17 protein-coding genes are annotated in these 19,110 nt (G+C 63.4%); 12 read left to right on the forward strand and 5 right to left on the reverse strand.

Annotated elements, in window-relative coordinates; genetic code table 11:
- From L2I41_RS02425 to L2I41_RS02435, 3 genes are all read left to right on the forward strand, one after another.
- Positions 1-661: methyl-accepting chemotaxis protein (locus L2I41_RS02425; protein WP_304610543.1), on the forward strand; the 661-nt coding region annotated here is incomplete at its 5' end.
- Positions 662-950: 289 nt separating this feature from the next.
- Positions 951-1,370, forward strand: a complete 420-nt coding sequence (locus L2I41_RS02430) for a YeeE/YedE family protein (protein ID WP_237151917.1) — start codon at positions 951-953, stop codon at positions 1,368-1,370.
- Positions 1,371-1,379: 9 nt separating this feature from the next.
- On the forward strand, positions 1,380-1,820 hold the full coding sequence (locus L2I41_RS02435; protein WP_237151918.1) for a DUF6691 family protein: 441 nt from the start codon (positions 1,380-1,382) through the stop codon (positions 1,818-1,820).
- A 118-nt stretch (positions 1,821-1,938) separates the two neighbouring features.
- Here L2I41_RS02435 and L2I41_RS02440 read toward each other — a convergent pair whose 3' ends face one another.
- From L2I41_RS02440 to L2I41_RS02450, 3 genes are all read right to left on the reverse strand, one after another.
- Positions 1,939-3,213 carry an ICP22 family protein gene (locus L2I41_RS02440; protein WP_237151919.1) on the reverse strand — a complete coding sequence of 425 codons (1,275 nt, stop codon included), beginning with the start codon at positions 3,211-3,213 and terminating at the stop codon, positions 1,939-1,941.
- Between the two features lie 373 nt (positions 3,214-3,586).
- Positions 3,587-5,044, reverse strand: a complete 1,458-nt coding sequence (locus L2I41_RS02445; protein WP_237151920.1) for a multicopper oxidase family protein — start codon at positions 5,042-5,044, stop codon at positions 3,587-3,589.
- Positions 5,045-5,177: 133 nt separating this feature from the next.
- A complete protein-coding gene (locus L2I41_RS02450) occupies positions 5,178-7,718 on the reverse strand; it encodes a sensor domain-containing protein (protein WP_237151921.1) in 2,541 nt (846 codons plus the stop codon).
- A gap of 407 nt (positions 7,719-8,125) precedes the next feature.
- Here L2I41_RS02450 and L2I41_RS02455 point away from each other — a divergent pair, with 407 nt between their 5' ends.
- A complete protein-coding gene (locus L2I41_RS02455; RefSeq protein WP_237151922.1) occupies positions 8,126-8,647 on the forward strand; it encodes a cytochrome b in 522 nt (173 codons plus the stop codon).
- 35 nt (positions 8,648-8,682) lie between these two features.
- Here the strand turns inward: L2I41_RS02455 and mog are convergent, their stop codons facing one another.
- Entirely contained in the window at positions 8,683-9,204 is a 522-nt protein-coding gene (mog, locus tag L2I41_RS02460) for a molybdopterin adenylyltransferase (RefSeq protein ID WP_237151923.1), read from the reverse strand.
- 152 nt (positions 9,205-9,356) lie between these two features.
- Here mog and L2I41_RS02465 point away from each other — a divergent pair, with 152 nt between their 5' ends.
- The 6 genes from L2I41_RS02465 (at position 9,357) to L2I41_RS02490 (ending at position 15,627) form a co-directional block, all read left to right on the forward strand.
- On the forward strand, positions 9,357-10,841 hold the full coding sequence (locus tag L2I41_RS02465) for a helicase HerA domain-containing protein (protein WP_237151924.1): 1,485 nt from the start codon (positions 9,357-9,359) through the stop codon (positions 10,839-10,841).
- Positions 10,842-11,021: 180 nt separating this feature from the next.
- Positions 11,022-12,134 carry a DUF4432 family protein gene (locus tag L2I41_RS02470; protein ID WP_237151925.1) on the forward strand — a complete coding sequence of 371 codons (1,113 nt, stop codon included), beginning with the start codon at positions 11,022-11,024 and terminating at the stop codon, positions 12,132-12,134.
- Between the two features lie 45 nt (positions 12,135-12,179).
- Positions 12,180-13,532: an NAD(P)/FAD-dependent oxidoreductase gene (locus L2I41_RS02475; protein WP_237151926.1), complete on the forward strand. Its 1,353-nt coding sequence runs from the start codon at positions 12,180-12,182 to the stop codon at positions 13,530-13,532.
- Positions 13,533-13,888: 356 nt separating this feature from the next.
- On the forward strand, positions 13,889-14,251 hold the full coding sequence (locus tag L2I41_RS02480) for a hypothetical protein (RefSeq protein WP_237151927.1): 363 nt from the start codon (positions 13,889-13,891) through the stop codon (positions 14,249-14,251).
- 344 nt (positions 14,252-14,595) lie between these two features.
- Positions 14,596-14,955, forward strand: a complete 360-nt coding sequence (locus tag L2I41_RS02485) for a hypothetical protein (RefSeq protein WP_237151928.1) — start codon at positions 14,596-14,598, stop codon at positions 14,953-14,955.
- Between the two features lie 312 nt (positions 14,956-15,267).
- Positions 15,268-15,627 carry a hypothetical protein gene (locus L2I41_RS02490; protein ID WP_237151929.1) on the forward strand — a complete coding sequence of 120 codons (360 nt, stop codon included), beginning with the start codon at positions 15,268-15,270 and terminating at the stop codon, positions 15,625-15,627.
- 81 nt (positions 15,628-15,708) lie between these two features.
- Here the strand turns inward: L2I41_RS02490 and L2I41_RS02495 are convergent, their stop codons facing one another.
- Positions 15,709-17,067, reverse strand: a complete 1,359-nt coding sequence (locus tag L2I41_RS02495) for a GH1 family beta-glucosidase (RefSeq protein WP_237151930.1) — start codon at positions 17,065-17,067, stop codon at positions 15,709-15,711.
- 174 nt (positions 17,068-17,241) lie between these two features.
- Between L2I41_RS02495 and L2I41_RS02500 the strand changes: the two genes are divergently transcribed.
- Both L2I41_RS02500 and modA read left to right on the forward strand, forming a co-directional pair.
- Positions 17,242-18,243 (forward strand): AI-2E family transporter, encoded by a 1,002-nt coding sequence (locus L2I41_RS02500; RefSeq protein ID WP_237151931.1) that lies wholly within the window; start codon positions 17,242-17,244, stop codon positions 18,241-18,243.
- Positions 18,244-18,321: 78 nt separating this feature from the next.
- On the forward strand, positions 18,322-19,089 hold the full coding sequence (modA, locus tag L2I41_RS02505; protein WP_237151932.1) for a molybdate ABC transporter substrate-binding protein: 768 nt from the start codon (positions 18,322-18,324) through the stop codon (positions 19,087-19,089).
- The last annotated feature ends 21 nt before the right edge of the window (positions 19,090-19,110 follow it).

The raw sequence follows: 19,110 nt of genomic DNA on the forward strand, positions 1-19,110 counted from the left end.
GGCCGCACGGCTTGAGCATTCGATCCGCGAGATCCGTGACGAAGTGGTCGCCACCTCGGGCGTGGTCGAGCATTCCAAGACGGAGGCCGACAGCTCGGCCCGCGAGATCAAGGACTTGAACGACGCGGCCATCGGCATCGGGTCGGTGGTGGAAATCATCCGCGCCATCGCCGAGCAGACCAATCTGCTGGCGCTCAACGCCTCCATTGAAGCCGCGCGTGCGGGTGACGCCGGACGCGGCTTTGCGGTGGTGGCCGGTGAAGTGAAGGCCCTGGCCGAACAGACCGGCAAGGCCACGGCGGAAATCTCGGGCCGCATCGCCGACATCCAGTCGAAGACAGGCGGGACCGCCGCGCGCATTGCCGCCATTGCCGGCATGATGGACCAGATCAACCGCATGACCCTGACCGTCGCCGAGGCGGTGGAGAAGCAGACCGCTGAGACGCGCGAGATCTCCAATGCTTCCGAAGCGGCCGCGGAAGGCGCAGGATCGCTGGCCGCCAGCATCAGCAGCGTTTCGGCCATGGTGTCGCGCACCACGGCGACAGCGGAGACGCTGCGCCATCACTCGACGGAAGTGAAGCGGCAGGCGTCGGACCTGTCGCGGGAGATCGATGGCTTCGTCGACGCCTTCCGGAAGGGACCGCTGGCGCGGGGGTGACGGGCAATGCTCCGGTGAGTACGCTCGCGGTGGGGCAAAGGCGACGTCACGGAACAGGGAATCGCTGCGAGGCGCGCTGGCTCCGCAGCTCGCGGCAACGGTCGGCCCCGCGATGGAGGCGCCTCGATTTACGTCGCCTTCCTGCATGAAATAGATTCAGTTTCTTCTAATATATGAATATCTGAAATAACTTTGCGTCCTAGAGCGCCGGGGGAATATGGCTTGCCTTCAAGCCGCAGGCCGACCATGCGACAATGCACACTCGCCGCCTTTTGCCATGGAGCCGCAGTTGACCGAATTCACCCCCTACGCTTCCCTCGCCGGGGGACTGTTGATCGGATTGTCGGCCGTTCTCCTGATGGCGGGGCTTGGCCGCATCGCCGGCATCACCGGAATCGTCGGGCATCTGTTGCCGCCCTGGCGCGGCGAGGTCAAGGGACGCGCCGCCTTTGTCGCCGGTCTGGTGGCCGCACCGCTGATCTTCACGCTGTTCCATCTGCCGCTGCATGCGGTGACCGTCGCTGCGTCGACACCCGCGCTCGTGGTGGCCGGACTCGCGGTCGGTGCCGGGACGGTGCTCGGCAATGGATGCACCAGCGGCCATGGCGTCTGCGGTCTGGCGCGTCTGTCGCCTCGATCCCTGGCTGCGACGCTGACCTTCATGGCGGTCGCCTTCGTGACCGTCTTCATTGTCCGTCACGTGATCTGAGGTCTGACGATGCGTATCGCCCTGCAAGCCATCGCCGGCCTGATCTTCGGCCTTGGTCTCCTGATCTCCGGCATGGCCGATCCGGCCAAGGTGCTGAACTTCCTCGACCTGTTCGGCAGCTTCGATCCGAGCCTGATCCTCGTGATGGGCGGGGCGGTGATGCTCACCTTCGTTGGCTATCGCCTGGCCTTTCGGCGCGGTCAACCCTGGCTCGCCAGCCGCTTCGACCTGCCGGTTCTCAAAGCCATCGACCTGCGCCTTGTTGCCGGTGCCGCGCTGTTCGGCCTCGGCTGGGGGCTCGCCGGCTTCTGCCCCGGCCCGGCGCTGGTGTCGATCACGCTGGCTGGAACCTCGGGACTGATCTTCGTGGCGTCCATGCTGCTGGCAATGACGGTGACGCAATCCTGGCTCGTCCGCCGTCAACAGGTGGCCGGCGCCGACGCCTCCTGAGCGACCCTTTCGAGATCAGCCATGTGGACATGACAAACGGGCGGGGCGCCATCGCATCCCGCCCGTTTCATATTGTTCGATGCCCCGTCATGGGGACGACCGGGGCCAGCCGCCGATCTTACTGACCGTCGTCGGCGCCATCATCGGAGCTATCGTCACCGCCGTCATCAGCGCTGTCGTCGCCGCCGTCGTCCTGGCTGTCGGCGCTGTCGCCACCGTCATCGGGAGCGTCGGCGCTGTCGCCGCCATCATCGGGGGCGTCCGCACTGTCGCCACCGTCGTCGGGAGCGTCGGCGCTATCGCCGCCATCATCGGGGGCGTCGGCGCTGTCGCCGCCGTCAGCGGGAGCGTCGGCACTATCGGCACCAGCGTCCTCGCTGTTCACCGCTTCATCGGTGGCTGCGCTGTCTTCCTCGCTGGTGGCCTCGGTGTCGACCTGATCGATCTCGTCGGAGAGGCCGCTCTCTTCGTAGGAAGCGTCGACAGAGGCTTCGATCTCGGAGTCGGTGTCGATCTCGGAGGAATACTCGCTATATTCTTCCGAGGTCGCGCTGAGCTCGTAGGATTCCTCGACCGAGACGGTCTCCTCATAGGATTCCCAGGAATACTCTTCGTAGTAGCTGTAGGACTCGGTGTAGAAGTAGCTGGTTTCCTGCGAAGCGTAGGTCCAGTAGGTCTTGTAGTCGGCCGCATAGGTGGGATCGTAGGCGACCACATACTCATAGGTGCCGGACGAGTAGCCGAAGACTTCCGCCAGCAGCAGGTCGACCATCCACAGGGCGGCGGCGTCCTCATTGGCCTTGTTGGCTTCGGCCAGCAGGGCGAGCAGGCGGGCGTCGGACGCCGAATAGCGCGAGTCCTTGCCATGCTTGGAGGACATCTCGGTGACCTTGGCGGTCAGCGCCTGGATGCGCTTGCTGTTCTCGCCCTTGGCCTTGTCCGAACCGCCGGACTTCTTGGGGGCGACAACCTGGGCATACTGACGGAACAGGCCGTTCAGCGCCGTGAGATCCTTGTCGATCTTGGCGTCTTCGATGCCGGACAGGTCCTGGGCGCTGCCGAGCTTGGCAAGCGCGGTGGCCGCGGCGGGCAGAGCCTTGCCGAGAGCCTTGCTGTCCTTCTTCTTGGCGGCAGCGTCGAGAGCCTGGTAGGCATCGATCGTGTCGCTGAGCGCCTTGGCGAAGGTGGCCGACTTTGCACGCGTGTCCTTGGGCAGGGCGGCGTAGGTGTTGGCAATCGACAGCACCGCAACAGCCTGCTGCTCCAGCAGCTTGGCAGCGGAGGTCTGAACCGCAGCTGCCATCGCCGGCAGGGCAGGCGCTGCAACAAAGGCAAAGCTGCCTGTCGCCAGGGCGACCTGGAGGAGCAATACACGTGACAGTTTTTTCGACATTTAGGTTCCCTTGAGTGGAAGGACATCTGCCGATTGTTGGCTGAACGGCAGTTACAGGTTCAAAAGTCTGGGTAATCCGGCTTCCAAGGCATCTTGGCGATGGGCATACGACAACGCGAGAACGCGACCGGCTGCGGCGACGGCAGATCCGGCGGAGGTCCTTGAATCCTTTTCGGTACGCCCCACACAACTCTACCTAATATATTGGGAGCTCCGAAAATCAGGTTAATTGCGACAGTTTCCAAAGAGTTAGCTTGCGCCTCGCAGAGATTGCGGAGGCGTGAGACAACCTTACGGTCTGATTGTGGTGACAATTTGCAGAAATAGTTTCGTTGTCTGCGGGCGAAGTGTCGTCGCACGACACGGCATCGGATCAGAGCACGCGGATGTATCCCATCATGCCCGTCTCCTGATGCTCGATCACATGGCAATGCAGCATCCAGTCGCCGGGGTTGTCGGCGACGAAGGCGACGCGGGCGCGCTCGCGCGGAACGGTCAGCACCGTGTCGGTGTAATGCGGTGGCAGGTTGTTCTTGTTCGAACCGAGATAGGTGAAGCTGTGACCGTGGAAGTGGATCGGGTGGAACTGCTTGGAGATGTTGGAAAACTCGAAGATGTAGCTCTTGCCGCGCTCCAGCACGGCCAAAGGCGGCGGCAGCTTCTCGTGGCCGGTCTCCGGCCAGGTGGTCTTGTTGATCGACCAGAAGGTCTTCTGGCTGAGGCAGAGGCTGTCGATGCCCGGAAAGCGCTCGGCGTCCGCCGCCAGCAGCGAGCCTTGCGCGGTCGACGAAAGCTCGAAGGCGATGGTGGTGGCGTTGCCAAGGTCCGGTGCCGCCACACGCGAGGCGGCAAGCGGGGCCGGATCGAAGGCTTGGGTCCGCTTCGGCGTGCCTGACGCCTTGAGATGGGCGAGGACGGCGCCTCCGGCAGTCCGATAGTCCATGAAGGTGGCGACGCCGCCATCGGCCGGCGTGCGGACCACCAGATCGATGCGCATGGCCGATCCCATGCGCCAGGTTTCCAGCGGGAAGGGCGTCACCGCCATGCCGTCGACGGCAATGATCGCCGCCTCGGCGCCCTCGAGGCCGAGCTCGAGAATGCGCGTCGGATCCACATTGTAGAAGCGGATGCGGACGTCGGCGCCGGCGGGAACGGCGATCTCGGGCTCTACCTGGAAGTTGACGCTGCGCAGCTTGCCGAAGGTGCCGGCATTGGCGGCACCATTGTCGGTGAGGAAGGGTTCGAAGGTGGGCGCGGTGCCGTCCGGGCTCATGTGCCAGTCGCGATAGACCAGCACTTCCTCGTGGTCATAGGGCTCGGTTTCATCCCCCTCGACGATGATCAGGCCGGCGAGACCGCGACCGAGCTGTTCGGCCGTGTTGCAATGGGTGTGGAACAGGTAGCTGCCGGTATCGGGCGGCACGAAGCTGTAGTCATAGCTTCTGCCCGGCGCCACCGGATATTGTGAGATATAGGGCACGCCGTCCTGATCGATCGGAATGCGCAGGCCATGCCAGTGGATCGACACGTGTTCATTGGCGCGCGTGAGATTGTTGACGAGATGGGTGTCCAGCCGGTCGCCCAGCTTCATGCGCACGATGGGGAGCGGGGTGTCCGGCGAAAAGGTCCAGAGCGGCAGGTTGCGGCCGCCAAAGCAGGGCAGGGACTGCGGCCGCTCGGCGACGTCGAGCTCAAGCCTGACGGTTCGTCCTGACGTCGGCTTGGGTACGGGGCCGGGATTGCGCGGATTGGCAAAGGAGGGGCGGGGTTGGGCGAGAGACAGGAGCGGCAAGGCGGCCGCACTGGTCAACAGTGCTCGGCGGGACAGCATTCGCGCCTCCTTCAAAAACATGAATGCTGTTTACATCTTTTCAGGCGAAAGGCAATCCGGGACATTGCCCATGGTGCGGCGTGACCGCTCCTGGCGCTCTAGCAGAGGGATTTCGCGAGAATGTGACGGTCCATCAGGACCGGGCACGCCAGGACTGGCGGGCGGCAAAGTCCACGATGGCACTGGCGGGCATCGGGCGAGCCAGGCCGTACCCCTGAAGGAAGTCGCAATCGAGCGCCTTGAGCACCTGCACATGCGCGTCGGTTTCGACGCCCTCGGCAAGCACGCGGATGCCCAGCGAATGGCCCATCTGGATGATGGCCTGCACCAGACCGCGCTGTTCGGTGGAGCTGGTGATCGCGGCGATCAACTGACGGTCGATCTTGAGCAGGCTCGGACGCAGGCGCAACAGGCTGACGATCGAGGCATGCCCGGTGCCGAAGTCGTCGATCTCGATGTTGATGCCAAGGGCACCGAGATGATGCAGCGTGGTGGCAACCGGCTCGTCGATCTCGTCAAGAAAGATGGATTCGAGCAGTTCGAAGGCAATCGTGCCCGGGCGGATGGGCAGCGTCGACAGGGACTTGATCAGGCTCGGATCGCGCAGGCGCTCGGAAGAGACGTTGACCGAACACTTGGGGACGATAAAGCCGCGTGCCTCCCAGGCTGCGCAATCGGCGAGGGCCTGTTCCAGGATCCGCCGGTCGATCTCGGCGACCATGTCGAGATCCTGCGCGATGGCCAGAAACTTGTCCGGCGCCAGCAGACCACGGGTTGGGTGCTGCCAGCGTGCCAGCGTCTCGACGCCGACGATATCGAGCGTCTGCCCGCAAAACTGCGGCTGGTAGACGGGAACGAACTCGCCGCGGTCAAGACCAAGCAGGATCTCGTCCGAAGTCTGGCGGTTGAGCACCATGCGGTTGCGCGATTCGTCGGTGAAGAATTCGAAGCGGTTCCGCCCCTTGTTCTTGGCCTGATAGAGCGCGATGTCGGCGTTGAGCAGCAACTGGCGCGGATCGAGGCCGCTGCCGTGGCCGACAGAGATGCCGACGCTGGCGCCGTAGCGGCATTCTATGTGATCAACATGCACCGGCTTGCGCATGGCATCGATGATGCGCGTGGCAAGCTCGGCCAGGTCTTCGAGATCGGTGAGACCGGGCGCAAACAGCGCAAACTCGTCGCCGCCGATGCGTGCCGCGAAGTCGCCTTCGCGGGTGTTCTCCCGCAGGATCGCCGCCGCCTTGTGCAGCACGGTGTCGCCGACATCGTGACCATAGGTGTCGTTGATCTGCTTGAAGCGGTCGAGGTCGATGTGCAAGACGCCGAGCCCTTGCGACGACAGGTCAGGATCGAGCGCCATGCGAACAAGCTGGCTGTCGAGATAGCGCCGATTGGGCAGGCTCGTCAGGGGATCCAGAAGCGCCACGCGCTCGATTTCGGCCTTGGCGATTTCCAGTTCACGGTTGCGGGCCTCGGCAAGGCGATGGGCATCTTCGAGGGCCTTGCGCAACATGCGGTCGTCGGTGACGTCCCAGTTGGCGCCGATCATGCGTCGGTGACCGTCGGCGTCGATGAAGGGGAGGGTGTGCGAGCGGATGAAGCGGACCTCGCCGCTGGCCACGATCACCCGGAACTCATCGAAGAACGGCAGCAGGTTGGCGACGTGGTGATTGACCTTGGCAAACACCCTGTCCCGGTCTTCGGGATGCAGCATGTTCTCCCACAGGCCGCCGATCAGGACCTGCTGTGTCTCTTCCACCTGGTAGACGCGGAACATGCCGGCGTCCCATCCGGCGGTGCCGGCATCGAAGTCTGCCTCGAAAACACCGATGCGCGACGCTTCCAGCGCGACCTGCAGCCGCCGTGACAGGCGCTCGAGGGTCTGCTCGGAGCGCTTGCGCTCGGTGATGTCGATATCGGTGCCGACGATGCGAAGCGGCTTGCCGTCCTGGCCCCATTCAACCGTGGTACTGCGGCACTCGATCCAGATCCACTCGCCGTTCGTTCGCCGCAGTCGATAGTCGTAGACGTTGCATACCTGCTCGCCGTTTCGCTGACGCAGGACAAGGTCGGTGATGCGATCGGTGTCCTCAGGGTGCACCGCAGCCATGAGCTCATCGAGCGAAATGGGCGTTGTGTCCGCGGGATCAAGGCCACGGAGCAGCTTCCAGGAGTCGCTGAAATAGGGGCGTTGCCGCCGGGTGTCATATTCCCAGATGCCGGTTCGCGCACTGGCCAGCGCCTGATTCCAGCGGGCTTGCTTCCTCAGAAGCTCGGTCTCGCGGGCGGCGATGTGGGACATGTCCTGGAACTGCAGAAGGACTGCATTTCGACCGCTTCCGTCGCGCGCTGCCTTGAGCCAGACGCGGCAATGGGAGACGCTGCCAGCACCATCAAGGCCGATGTCGCGCGTCTCCACCCTGTCAGGGGCCATCAGGAGGACGATCATCAAGGCCTTGAGAGGGGGATAGTCTTCTGCACGAACCAGGGCACCGAGATGGGCGCTGACGCCGGGACGGAGATCGAAGAGCTCGGCAGCGAGCCCGTTCAGCTCCACAATCAGCCCCGTTCCATCGGCAAGCACCGACGGTAACGGCAGTCCGTCAAGCCAGCCCCGCCGAAGCGGCTGCGTACCATCAGGGTTTGTACTTAGTGTGGTCGCTTGGGTGCTCAACGCGATCTCGATGAGGAAAGACTTATTGTCGTCATACACGGTACCATTAAATAGCGAGTAAATAACGAAGTATGCTTTGGGGTTCTGTCTTGTTCGTGGCGCTTTTGTTGGCGTGAGGTATGCAGAAATATGTACCCGGAGATGATTGTCTCGGCAAAGACTGCAAAAAAGATCATTCAGGCATTGTATTGAGACGACAATGCCAAACGCACAGACACAGTGTCGTGGTAGAATTTTCTCGCGTTTGAGTCGTCGGGACGAGGCGCGGGCTCTGCCGCGACGCGCGGGGGCGGTGCGACAAAATGTGCCAAATGCGTCTGATCCGGTCGCCCGCGTCGGCGTAACCGTCAGGTTGCAGTCAGGTTGGCATGTCATTTCATGTCAGCCTTGAAATGGAGAAACAGCAAATGAAGAAGTCAAGCCAAGGGTACACGGCCATGCAGCTGGCGCTGCATTGGGGTATCGCCGTCCTGGTGCTCTACCAACTGGTCTTCGGCGAAGTGATGGGCGATCTTGGCCATTACCTGCGCGGCCTCAAGGAGAGTGGCGCCCAGCCCGATCCGACGGTGCTTGATCCCCTGAACCAGGGCGCAAACCTGCATATCTACGTCGGCATCGCCATTCTGCTTCTGACGGCCATTCGCTTGCTGGTTCGTCTGTCCGTCGGCGCGCCCGAGCCGGTGCCGGGACCGGCGCTGCAGGTCAAGGTGGCCCAGCTCCTGCATTTTGGCTTCTACGTGCTGCTGTTTGCCGTGCCGGTGACCGGCCTGCTGGCCGAATATGTCAGCCGTGAGTTCGGCGACATCCACGAGCTGGCCAAGCCCGTGTTCATCGTGTTCATTCTGGTTCACGCCGGCGCCGCGCTTTACCACCATTTCGTGGTGAAGGACTCGACGCTCATGCGCATGATGAAGCCGGGCAGCCTCTGAGCCACGGCTCGGGCTGACCGGCCTTGTGCCGCCCGTCAGCCCGGGCGGAAGGCAACGACGACGGACGGGTCGGTCTCGATCCGTCCGGCCTCGATGAGATCGAGGCAATAGGGCACCGCCGGAAAGACGGCGTCGAGACAGACATTGATCGACGACGGCTTGCCCGGCAGGTTGATGATCAGCGTGCGGCCGCGCGTGCCGGCCGTCTGGCGCGACAGGATGGCCGTCGGCACCTTTTGGAGGCTGATCTTGCGCATCAGCTCGCCAAAGCCGGGCAACTCCTTTTCCATAACCTGACGCATGGCCTCCGGCGTGAGGTCGCGCGGCGCCGGTCCCGTGCCGCCGGTGGTGAGGATCAGATCGACCTTCTCCTCGTCGCAGAGGCGGATCAGCTCATCGCGCACGCTGTCGACGCCATCGGGGATGATGCGGATGACCGGCTCCCAAGGGCTGGTGATGGCAGCCGACAGCCAGGCGGCCATGGCAGGACCGCTCAGATCCTGATATTCCCCCCGCGAAGCGCGATCGGATATGGTGACGAGCGCGATACGGACCATGGCAGGCTGTTCTCCCCGAAATCTGTGGTGGACCATCCTCCTATCACCGGCGCACGGCCTTGGACAATCCGGGGCGAATCGGCAAACAGTGCCGCTTGATCTCGCCAGTCGGCGATGGCGGACCAGTTCAGCGTAACGGATAGCCCATCAGGATGACCATCAGCGTAGACATCGGCGGCAAGGGCAACGGCCAGCGGGCCTGCTTCGACCTTGAGGAACTGCTCGCGACCCGCCTGCTGGTGCAAGGCAATTCCGGTTCAGGCAAGTCGCATCTTCTGCGCCGTCTGCTCGAACAGAGCGCGCCCTGGGTGCAGCAGGCGGTGATCGATCCGGAGGGCGATTTCGTCACGCTTGCCGATCGCTTCGGCCACGTGGTGGTCGATGCCGTCGGCTCCGAGCGCGATCTCGCCCTGATCGCCGCCCGCGTGCGCCGTCACCGGGTGTCGGTGGTCCTGAATCTGGAGGGCCTCGATATCGACGGCCAGGTGAAGGCCGCTGCCGCCTTCCTGAACGGCCTGTTCGACGCCGAGCGGGATCACTGGTATCCCATGCTGGTGGTGGTGGACGAAGCGCAGCTCTTTGCGCCGGCCGCATCCGGCGAAGCCGATGGCGAATCGCGCCGCGCCTCGCTTGCCGCCATGACCAACCTGATGTGCCGCGGCCGCAAGCGCGGCCTTGCCGGCGTGATCGCCACGCAGCGTCTGGCCAAGCTGGCCAAGAATGTTGCGGCCGAGGCGTCCAACTTCCTGATGGGCCGCACGTTCCTTGATATCGACATGGCGCGCGCCTCCGACCTGCTCGGCATGGACCGGCGGCAGGCGGAGACCTTCCGCAATCTTGAGCGCGGCCACTTCGTCGCCCTCGGTCCGGCCATCACCCGTCGTCCCGAACCGGTGAAGATCGGCAATGTGGAAACGCGCGGTCGTGGCGGTGGTCCCGCCCTGATGCCGCTGCCCGAGACCGTGGGCGAGGAAGCGCGCGAGCTGATCTTCCGGTCCGTACCGGGCGAACAAATCCCGCGCGGGCCGGTGTCGCAGGTCTCCACCGCCGACATTCTCAACCAGCTGGCCCAGTCGCGTCAGGCCCTGGCGCCCGAACCCGAGGACAACCCGGCGCAGGCCGATCTCCTCGGCATGATGGAGCGCGACGAGACCATCGAGGAGATCCTCACCGAGATGCTGGCCGAGCCGGAGGCGGCTTTCGCGCAGGTCTCCATGCTCTATCAGGACTTCCTGGTGCGCTGTCGCATCAAGCGCGTGCAGGGCGAAAGCCTCGATCTGCCGTCCTTCCGCAAGCGTCTGGCCCTGGCGCGCGCCGGTGTCGAGACGGAAACGGTGGACGAGGACGCCTGGAAGCAGGCGACGCTGATCGCCGCGGCCCTGCCCGAGGACATGCGCGGCGTGTTCCTTCTGGTGGCCAAGGCGGCACTGCAGAAGGCGCCTTGCCCCTCCGATCTCGAAATCGCCAAGGCCTATGGCACCCGCAGCCCGTCGCGGGCGCGCCGGCTGCTCGCCTATATGGAAGAGCGCGGCTTCCTGGTCTGCGCGTCCGACCTGCGCGGCCAGCGCATGATCCAGCTGCCCGACCTTGGCTGGCAAACCGCGCCGGGCATGGCGGATGCGCTCGCAGCCGAATGATTTTCCGGTGAGATAGGTAACGCACCCGCTTGGCGGCGGGCAGAATTCCTGCGATTAGTTGAAGCACATACAATTATTGCGTCGGCCAGTCGCGGGAGGAATCGGCGCTGGCTGCGCAGGGAATGTCTCCGGCAGGGGTGCCGCAGAGGCATTCGGCTGGACCGGACAAGGGAGAGAGCCATGAGCCTTGACTATGTCGATGGCGCCGCCACGGCGGTCGTCGATCTCACAAGTGTTGCCTTCGGCGAAGTTGAACGGACGATTTTCCGCTCGGGTCGCCTCGCCGCCTCGGTCTTCCGCTATCCCACGGGTGTGGATGCCGTTCGCATCGGCGATGGCGACAATGAAATGGTGATCCTGCCCTTCCAGGGTCAGCACATCTGGCGCGCACGCCTTGGCGGCCGCGACGTCACCATGAAGAGCATGTTCGACATGCCGCGGCCGACGCTGAAGTTCTTCGAGACCTATGGCGGCTTCTACCAACATGCCGGCGCCACGGCGATCGGCGCGCCGGAGCCGGGCGAGCGGCGCGAGCAGCATGGCGAACTGCCCAACGCCCCCTATGGCGAGGCGGCCGTCTATGTGGGCGAGGATGCTGACGGGCGCTTCATTGCCGTGACCGGCCGCTACAATCACACGGTCGCCTTCGCCACCAACTATGCCGCTGTGCCGGTGGCCAAGGTCTATGAGGGCAGTGGCCGCATCTTCGTCGGCATGACCGTCACCAACCTCAAGGCCTCCCCCATGGAGGTGCACTATCTCGGGCACCTGAACTGGCGCGCGGCCGACCACGCCGAGCTGTTCGGTACCACCATCGACAGCGGCGAAGCCTTCCGGGTGCGCCAGGAAATCCCGCCGCATATCAAGCCGGGCCCGGGTTACGTGGAGTGGATCGACCGCCTTGCCAAGGATCCGACGCCGGCGTCGGTGCTGTCGCCGGACAAGCTGTTCGCGCCGGAAGTGGTGTTCACCTTCGACAGCCTCACCGACGATGCAGGGCAGGCGCATTTCCTTGCCGTCCATGGCGACGGCAGCGGCGACTATGTCTCCTTTGCCCCGCTCGGCGGTTCGGTGCGCTGGATCTGCCGCACGCCCGATCAGGATGCGCTCGGCCTTGCTTTCCCCGTGCACTCCGTGACGACGCCCGGTAAGGTGAACGGCGTGCCGGTTGAGCACAAGCCGCTTGGGCCCGGCGAGACCTTCAAGGTCGGTATCCGCGCCGGCGTTCTGCCGCCTTCCGAGGTGGCGAAGGCCAAGGCGCATATTGCCGGCGTCAAGGCTAGGCACGGCTGACGGTACGATGGAGCGATCGTCCGGCCGGCGTGATGAGAGGAAGCGATGACCACCACCGTCTTTCACCCCGACGTCTACCGGACCGATCTCAAGCCGCGCAGCTATTGGCAGGCGACCGCCAAGGTTCGCGCTGCGGTGCCGCTCGAAGGGGCGCGCTCGACCGAAGTGGCGATCATCGGCGGTGGCTACGCTGGGCTCAGTGCCGCGCTGCATCTGGCGCGCGACTGCGGTATCGAAGCGGTGGTGCTGGAAGCGAGAGACTATGGCTGGGGCGCCTCCGGCCGCAACGGCGGCTTTGCCACCATCCCCGCCACCAAGCTGTCGCTCGCCGACATGATCCGCCGTTACGGGGAAGGCGAAACGCGCGCCTTTCATGCCATGCAGCAGCGTGGCCTCGATACGGTGCGGGCACTGATCGCCGATGAGGCGATCGCCTGCGACGTGCAAGGCGACGGCAACTATGAAGTGGCCCATAGCCCAGCGGTGGTCGACGATCTCAAGGCCGCCGTCGAAGCCTGGCGCCAGTTTGGTTTCGAGGGCGAGTTCCTGAGTCGCGAGGCCTTTCTGGAAGTTGGCCACGCAGGAACCGAGCAATTCGGCGCCATGCGGTTTCCTGGCCATTTCGGTCTGCATCCCATGAAATATCTCGGCGGACTGCGCGAGGCTGCGGAGCGCCATGGCGCCACCCTCTACGCCCAGTCGCCCGTCATCGGCTGGGAGAAGAGCGGCGGCCTGCATGTGCTGCGCACGCCCGGTGGCGAGGTGAGCGCCCGCCATGTCATCCTCTGCACCAATGGCTACACGCCCGACGGCCTGCGCAAGGACTTCGACAATCGCACCGTTCCGGCGCTCTCCAACATCATCGTCACCCGTCCGCTGACACCGGAAGAACTCGCCGCCGAGGGCTGGAAGACGGAGTGCACGCTGACCAATGCGCGCGATCTCCTGTTCTATTACCGCCTGCTGCCCGACCGCCGCATCCTGTTCGGCGCGCGTGGCGGCACGTCCGGATCTCCCACCGAAGACATGCGCATGAAGGCCTGGCTGACCCGCCGGCTCGGTGAAGTCTTCCCGTCCTGGGCGGACGTGGATGTGGAGTATTTCTGGAATGGCCTCGTCTGCCTGACGGGCCGCCTGACCCCCGCGATCGGGCGTCTCGACGACGATCCGACGGTGTCCTACGGCTTTGGCTGGCACGGGAGCGGCGTGGTGGGCGGCACCATCGCCGGACGCTTGCTGGCGGAGGCCCTTTCGGAAGGCGTGGCAACGCCCTTGCGCTTCCCGAAGCCGGTTCTCGGGCTGCCACCCAATCTGTTCCACCCGCTTGTGCGCCGCTTCGGCCTCAAGGCCGCCTATGTCTGGTACGCCTATCGCGATTGGCGCGCCGGCCGGGACTAGGGGCGGCGCTCGTGAGAGGGCACCCTCGTCGGATTACCGGAAAAACCTCGATTTCATAGCATCTTGCCTGTCGTGGCCTCCGCGTCGCTGCAAGCTCCGAAGCCGTAACGGCACGCGCTTCAAGGGGCGTGAACACACAAGGTCGTTACATGCACATCACGACTTGGTTCCGTATCTTCACGGATATCATCGCCGGCTGTTGACGGCACCCCCACTATTTGCGTGATCAACCTGCCCCTATCTTCAGATCATCGATGCGACGCCAAGTGGTTCGCACCGAACCTCAGCCGAAGGAAAAGAAAAGTTCGGCGAGGTTCAATCAGATCAAAATTGAAATGAAGATCAGGAGTCAAATCATGAAGAAGATCGTCCTCTCTGCCGTCGCTCTGGCGTCCATCGTTGCTCCGAGCCTGGCCTTCGCCAACAGTGTCACCTACTGGGATCCCTCGGCAGACGACAGCCATGGCGAGATCGTTACCATTCATTCGGGTAGCGATGCTGCCGCCGACGCTGCGAGCGCCAAGGCGGATGCCAAGACCTACAACTCGACCCTGTCCTACTATGATCCTTCCGCCAGCGACCACGGCGGCGGCCAGATCGTGATCAAGAAGGTGGGCGAGGATCAGCCGTTGATCGCCACCCATGATGCCGGCACCGGTTCGCAGGCGTCGCAGATGCAGCGCTTCCTCGCCTATCGGGCGGACGCTCAGGACAAGTGACCGCAACGGCGGTCCAGCACGGCTCTTCAGAGCTCAAAAAAGCGCGCCGGGATCTCCCCGGCGCGCTTTGTGACTCGCGAACACATTGGTGCGCCTCAGCATTTCGGCCCTATGTGTTCAAGGGGGCGCTGCGCACGATCGCGTGATAGCCGGCTCACGATTATGTTCCGGGCGTTCACGTTTCCAGTCGCCGTCAAGTGACGACACCCCCTCTATTTCCGTGATCGATCCGTCTCTATCTTCCAATCATCGAAGCGAGGCCAAATGCTTCGCAAGAAAAGATCAGCGGTTCGCAGAAATCGGGCCGAGATTCAAAGTTGAAACAAAGACAGGATTTAGAAATCATGAACAAGATCGTCCTCTCCGTCGTTGCTCTCACCGCTCTTGCTGCTCCCAGCCTGGCTTTCGCCAATGGCGTGACCTATTGGGACCCGTCGGCCAACTCGTCCTCGGGTGAGATCGTGACCGTTGCCCCGGGCAGCAACGCCGCTGCTCAGGCCGAAGCCGCCAAGGCTGACGCCGGTCTCTACACCACCACCGTGTCCTTCTACGATCCGTCCGCCAACTCGTCCTCGGGCGACGTCGTCTCGGTGAAGGTGGGCGCCGGTCAGGCTCTGGTCGGTACGCATGACGCTGTCGCCGGCTCGCAGGCTGCCCAGCTGGATCGCTTCCTGCAGTATCGCGCTGACGCTCAGGACAAGTAATCGCTTCATTGGCACCAGGCCAATCTCAGATGCGCGTCGGGTTCGCCCGGCGCGCTTTTGCATTTCCTGGGCGGAAGCTCGCGGCCGTTTTGCAAGCGTCGGCGATCCCGTGCTCACGAAGCCGTGTGAGATCTTCACGAAAAGGCTCCCACTCTGTTGACGAGAACGCCACTGTTTCCGTGATCGATTGGCTCCTATCTTAAGGTCATAGCAGCGACGACAAGTCGATCGCCGCAAAGAGTTCAGTAAAGAGATGGATCTGGGTTCCATCTTTACTTTCCAAGAACAAGCCTAAACCCAAGGAGTTCAATCATGAAGACCTTCGTGCTCTCCGCCGTCGCCCTGACCGCTCTGGCCATCCCGAGCCTGGCTTTCGCCAACGGCGTGACCTATTGGGATCCGTCTGCCAACTCTTCGTCCGGTGAGATCGTCACCTTGGTTCCTGGCGCCAATGCCGGTGCGCAGGCGGAAGCCGCCAAGGCCGATGCTGCCCGCTACACTGCCACGGTCACCTACTATGATCCGTCGGCCAACTCGTCGTCGGGCGACATGGTGACCAAGAAGGTCGGCATGGACCAGCCGCTCATCGGCACCCATGACGCCGGGTCCGGCTCGCAGGCCGCTCAGATGCAGCGCTTCCTGCAGTATCGTGCGGATGCCCAGGACAAGTGATTGTCCGGCTCTGCCAGGAAATGAAAAGAGGCGCGTCGGGTTTGCCCGGCGCGCCTTTTTCTTTGGCAAAAGCCGTCCGCCTTACTTCGAGCCCGCCTGCGCGCGGCCGGCGATGAGGTCGCGGTACCACTTGCCGGAAGCCTTGATGGTGCGCTTCTGGGTTTCGTAGTCGACATAGACGATGCCGAAACGCTTGGCGTAGCCATAGGCCCATTCGTAATTGTCCATCAGCGACCAGGCGAAATAGCCGCGGATGTCGATGCCTTCTTCGATGAGGTCGGCGAGCACCGTGAGATGGCCGTCGAGATAGTCGATGCGCTCGGGGTCGTTCACCTCGCCGTCGACCATTTCATCGAATTGGGCGCAGCCATTCTCGGTGATGTAGATGGGCGGCAGCTTGAAGCGACGACCCATGTCCTTGATGAGATGGGCAAGCGACGGTGCGTGCACTTCCCAGGTCATGGCCGTGCGCGTGACATTCTCGAGCTGGATCTGGGTCGCCGCGGGGAAGGGCACCGACGGATCGGCGACCACGCGATCGGGGAAGTAATAGTTGATGCCGAGGAAATCGAGCGGCTGGGAAATGATCTTGAGATCGTCGGCTTCGATCTTCGGCATGACGGGCCCGAGCGCTTCCATCACCGCGGCGGGATAGCGGCCGGCGAAGATCGGCTCGGCGAAGACGCCATTGTGGAAGGCGTCGTAGCGCTCGGCGGCGGCGATGTCCTCGGGCTTGTCGCTGCCGGGATGGATCGACTTGGCGTTCAGCACGATGCCCACGGGCATGTCGGGCTTGTGGGCGCGCACCACCTGTACCGCAAGGCCATGAGCCAGATTGAGGTGGTGCACGGCGGCCAATGTCGCCTGCAGGTTTTTCTCGCCCGGCGCATGTTGGCCATAGAGATAGCTCAGGAAGGACGAGCACCAAGGCTCGTTCAGCGTCATGACGCCTGCCAGACGGTCGCCGAGACGTTTCATCACGGCATCGGCATAGTCGGCAAAGGCGTAGGAGGTGTCGCGGGCGCACCAGCCGCCGCGGCCATGCTGCTCGATCGGCAGGTCCCAGTGATAGAGCGTGGCGAAGGGCTTGATCTCGTTCTTGAGCAACTCATCGACCAGGCGATCGTAGAAGGCGAGGCCCTTCTCGTTCACGGCGCCGCGTCCGTCGGGCACCACGCGCGGCCAGGCAATGGAGAAGCGGTAAGCGTCGGCGCAGAGCGACTTGATCAGCTTCACGTCCTCGGGCATGCGGTGATAATGATCACAGGCAACTGCACCCGTGTCGCCGTTGATGACGCGGCCCGGCGTCCGCGAAAAGGCGTCCCAGATGCACGGCTTGCGCCCGTCCTCGTCATGGGCGCCCTCGATCTGATAGGCGGCGGTGGCGACGCCGAACAGGAAGTCCTTGGAAAATCGATGGGATAGGGTATGCGAAGACATTGTTCCTCCTCTGGACCTCGCGTCGGTTTTTTCGATGCCTTTCAGATATAAATAGATGGCATGAATCGGTTCATAAAAAAAGTACTGCCATTTGTTTCTAGAAGTCACATTGTTCGGGTATAGCTGCTCGCTCAGATCGGAAAGCGTGGTTCGTTCACCATGGGAAATGTGTCGTTGCAAAACGCCGTCAAAATTGCCTCCTTCGTCGTCGTTGCCGGTGGCCTGTTGATTTCGCTTGAAATGGGCCTGTTGGCCGGCTTGCTCGCCGGCTTGCTGGTGCATGAGACCGCGCTTCTGGTGGCCCCCTGGTTCCGCAACCACACGGGCTGGACGCAGGAAATGGGCAAGGCGGTCGCCCTCATCGTGATTGTCGCGCTGATCTCGCTCGGCATCACCGCAGCCGTGGTGGCGGCGTCCTCGCTGTTTTCCAATGACTCCGAAGGCCTGATTGCGCTCCTCAACAAGATGACGGCCGTCGTCGAGACCGGCCGCAGCTATCTGCCGAGCTGGGCTGCGGAGTATCTTCCGGGCAATACCGAGGAGTTGCGCCATCAGGCCGCGCAGTTCCTGCAGGCCAATGCCTGGGCATTGCAGCGCTTCGGCCAGGATGTCGGCCGCATCCTCGTCTACATCCTGTTCGGCATCATCATCGGCGGCCTCGTGCTGTTCCGCAAGCCGCCGACCGAGCAGGCAGGCCCGCTCGCCGTTGAGATGAAGGAGCGCATGGCGCGTCTGACGCTGTCCTTCCGCCGCGTGGTCTTTGCGCAGATTCGCATTTCGGCGCTCAACACGGCGTTGACGGCCATCTTCCTCGGCGTGGCGCTGCCCTTCTTCGGGGTGCACCTGCCGCTGCTCAAGACCATGATTGCCGTGACCTTCGTGGTCGGTCTGCTGCCGGTCATCGGCAACATCATCTCCAATACCGTGATCGTCGTCGTCAGCCTCGGGATCTCGGCCGGGGCCGCCATTGCCGCTCTCGTCTTCCTGATCGCCATTCACAAGCTCGAATATTTCGTCAATGCCCGCATCATCGGCGGCCAGATCAACTCTCGCGCCTGGGAGATGCTGACGGTGATGCTGGTGATGGAGGCGACCTTCGGCATTCCGGGCCTGATCGCCGCGCCGATCTTCTATGCCTACGTGAAGGAAGAGCTGAAGCAGCACGACCTGATCTGAGCTGGAACAGTCAGGCGCTTGTCACCTTCGCCGACCCGATATACCCTCAGGTATATAACGGTGAAGCGGAGCTCTAACATGTCGAAATTTGCAACACTTCTGGCCACTGTCGCCTTCGGTCTCTCCCTGTCGGCCGCCTCGGCCGCCGATCAGGTCAAGATTTTTGCCGGCGCCTCGATCGCGCCGTCGCTTCAGAAGGCCGCCGATCTCTACAAGGCGTCCGGCAAGGATGTGGAATTTGCCATCACGCCAGGTGCCTCCGGCCAGTTGGCCAAGCAGATCGAGGCGGGGGCTCCTGCGGACATCTTCGTCTCGGCCGACGTCAAATGGGAAAAATACACCGAGGAAAAGGGCCTGGTGAAGCCGGAGACGGCCTATGATCTCGCCGGCAACGATCTGGTGCTGGTGGCCGGCAAGGACGCCGACGTCGCGGTCGATCTCTCGGCCAAGGACAGCCTGCCCAAGGTGCTCGGCGACGAGCGCATCGCCGTTGGTGAAGCCAAGTCGGTGCCGGCCGGTGCCTATGCCGAGGAAGCGCTGAAGAAGCTCGGTCTCTATGACGCGGTCTCCCCGCATTTCGCGCCGGCGGAAAACGTCCGCGTCGCCCTGCAGATGGTCGCCCGCGGCGAAGCCAAGCTCGGCATCGTCTACGCCACAGACGCCAAGGCCGAGCCGGGCGTGAAGGTGATCGCGACCTTTGCCGCCGACACCCACAAGCCGATCGTCTATCCGCTGGTGGTGACCAAGGACGGGAGTGCGGCCGCTGCCGACTTTGCGACCTGGTTGAAAACCGAGAAGCCGCAGGCCATTCTGGCCGAAGCCGGCTTTGCCAAGACGGTCAAGTGACAACGGCCCTGCCGTGCTTTG

Origin of the sequence: Oryzibacter oryziterrae, from assembly GCF_021864535.1 — a bacterium.
In the GTDB taxonomy this organism is placed as follows: domain Bacteria; phylum Pseudomonadota; class Alphaproteobacteria; order Rhizobiales; family Pleomorphomonadaceae; genus Pleomorphomonas; species Pleomorphomonas oryziterrae.

Excerpts from the sequence above, each read along its gene's own strand:
- modA (WP_237151932.1), top strand. The coding sequence starts at position 18,322 with ATGTCGAAATTTGCAACACTTCTGGCCACTGTCGCCTTCGGTCTCTCC.
- L2I41_RS02475 (WP_237151926.1), top strand. The coding sequence starts at position 12,180 with ATGACCACCACCGTCTTTCACCCCGACGTCTACCGGACCGATCTCAAG.
- L2I41_RS02470 (WP_237151925.1), top strand. The coding sequence starts at position 11,022 with ATGAGCCTTGACTATGTCGATGGCGCCGCCACGGCGGTCGTCGATCTC.
- mog (WP_237151923.1), bottom strand. The coding sequence starts at position 9,204 with ATGGTCCGTATCGCGCTCGTCACCATATCCGATCGCGCTTCGCGGGGG.
- L2I41_RS02435 (WP_237151918.1), top strand. The coding sequence starts at position 1,380 with ATGCGTATCGCCCTGCAAGCCATCGCCGGCCTGATCTTCGGCCTTGGT.
- L2I41_RS02480 (WP_237151927.1), top strand. The coding sequence starts at position 13,889 with ATGAAGAAGATCGTCCTCTCTGCCGTCGCTCTGGCGTCCATCGTTGCT.
- L2I41_RS02455 (WP_237151922.1), top strand. The coding sequence starts at position 8,126 with ATGAAGAAGTCAAGCCAAGGGTACACGGCCATGCAGCTGGCGCTGCAT.
- L2I41_RS02485 (WP_237151928.1), top strand. The coding sequence starts at position 14,596 with ATGAACAAGATCGTCCTCTCCGTCGTTGCTCTCACCGCTCTTGCTGCT.
- L2I41_RS02445 (WP_237151920.1), bottom strand. The coding sequence starts at position 5,044 with ATGCTGTCCCGCCGAGCACTGTTGACCAGTGCGGCCGCCTTGCCGCTC.
- L2I41_RS02440 (WP_237151919.1), bottom strand. The coding sequence starts at position 3,213 with ATGTCGAAAAAACTGTCACGTGTATTGCTCCTCCAGGTCGCCCTGGCG.
- L2I41_RS02490 (WP_237151929.1), top strand. The coding sequence starts at position 15,268 with ATGAAGACCTTCGTGCTCTCCGCCGTCGCCCTGACCGCTCTGGCCATC.
- L2I41_RS02495 (WP_237151930.1), bottom strand. The coding sequence starts at position 17,067 with ATGTCTTCGCATACCCTATCCCATCGATTTTCCAAGGACTTCCTGTTC.
- L2I41_RS02465 (WP_237151924.1), top strand. The coding sequence starts at position 9,357 with ATGACCATCAGCGTAGACATCGGCGGCAAGGGCAACGGCCAGCGGGCC.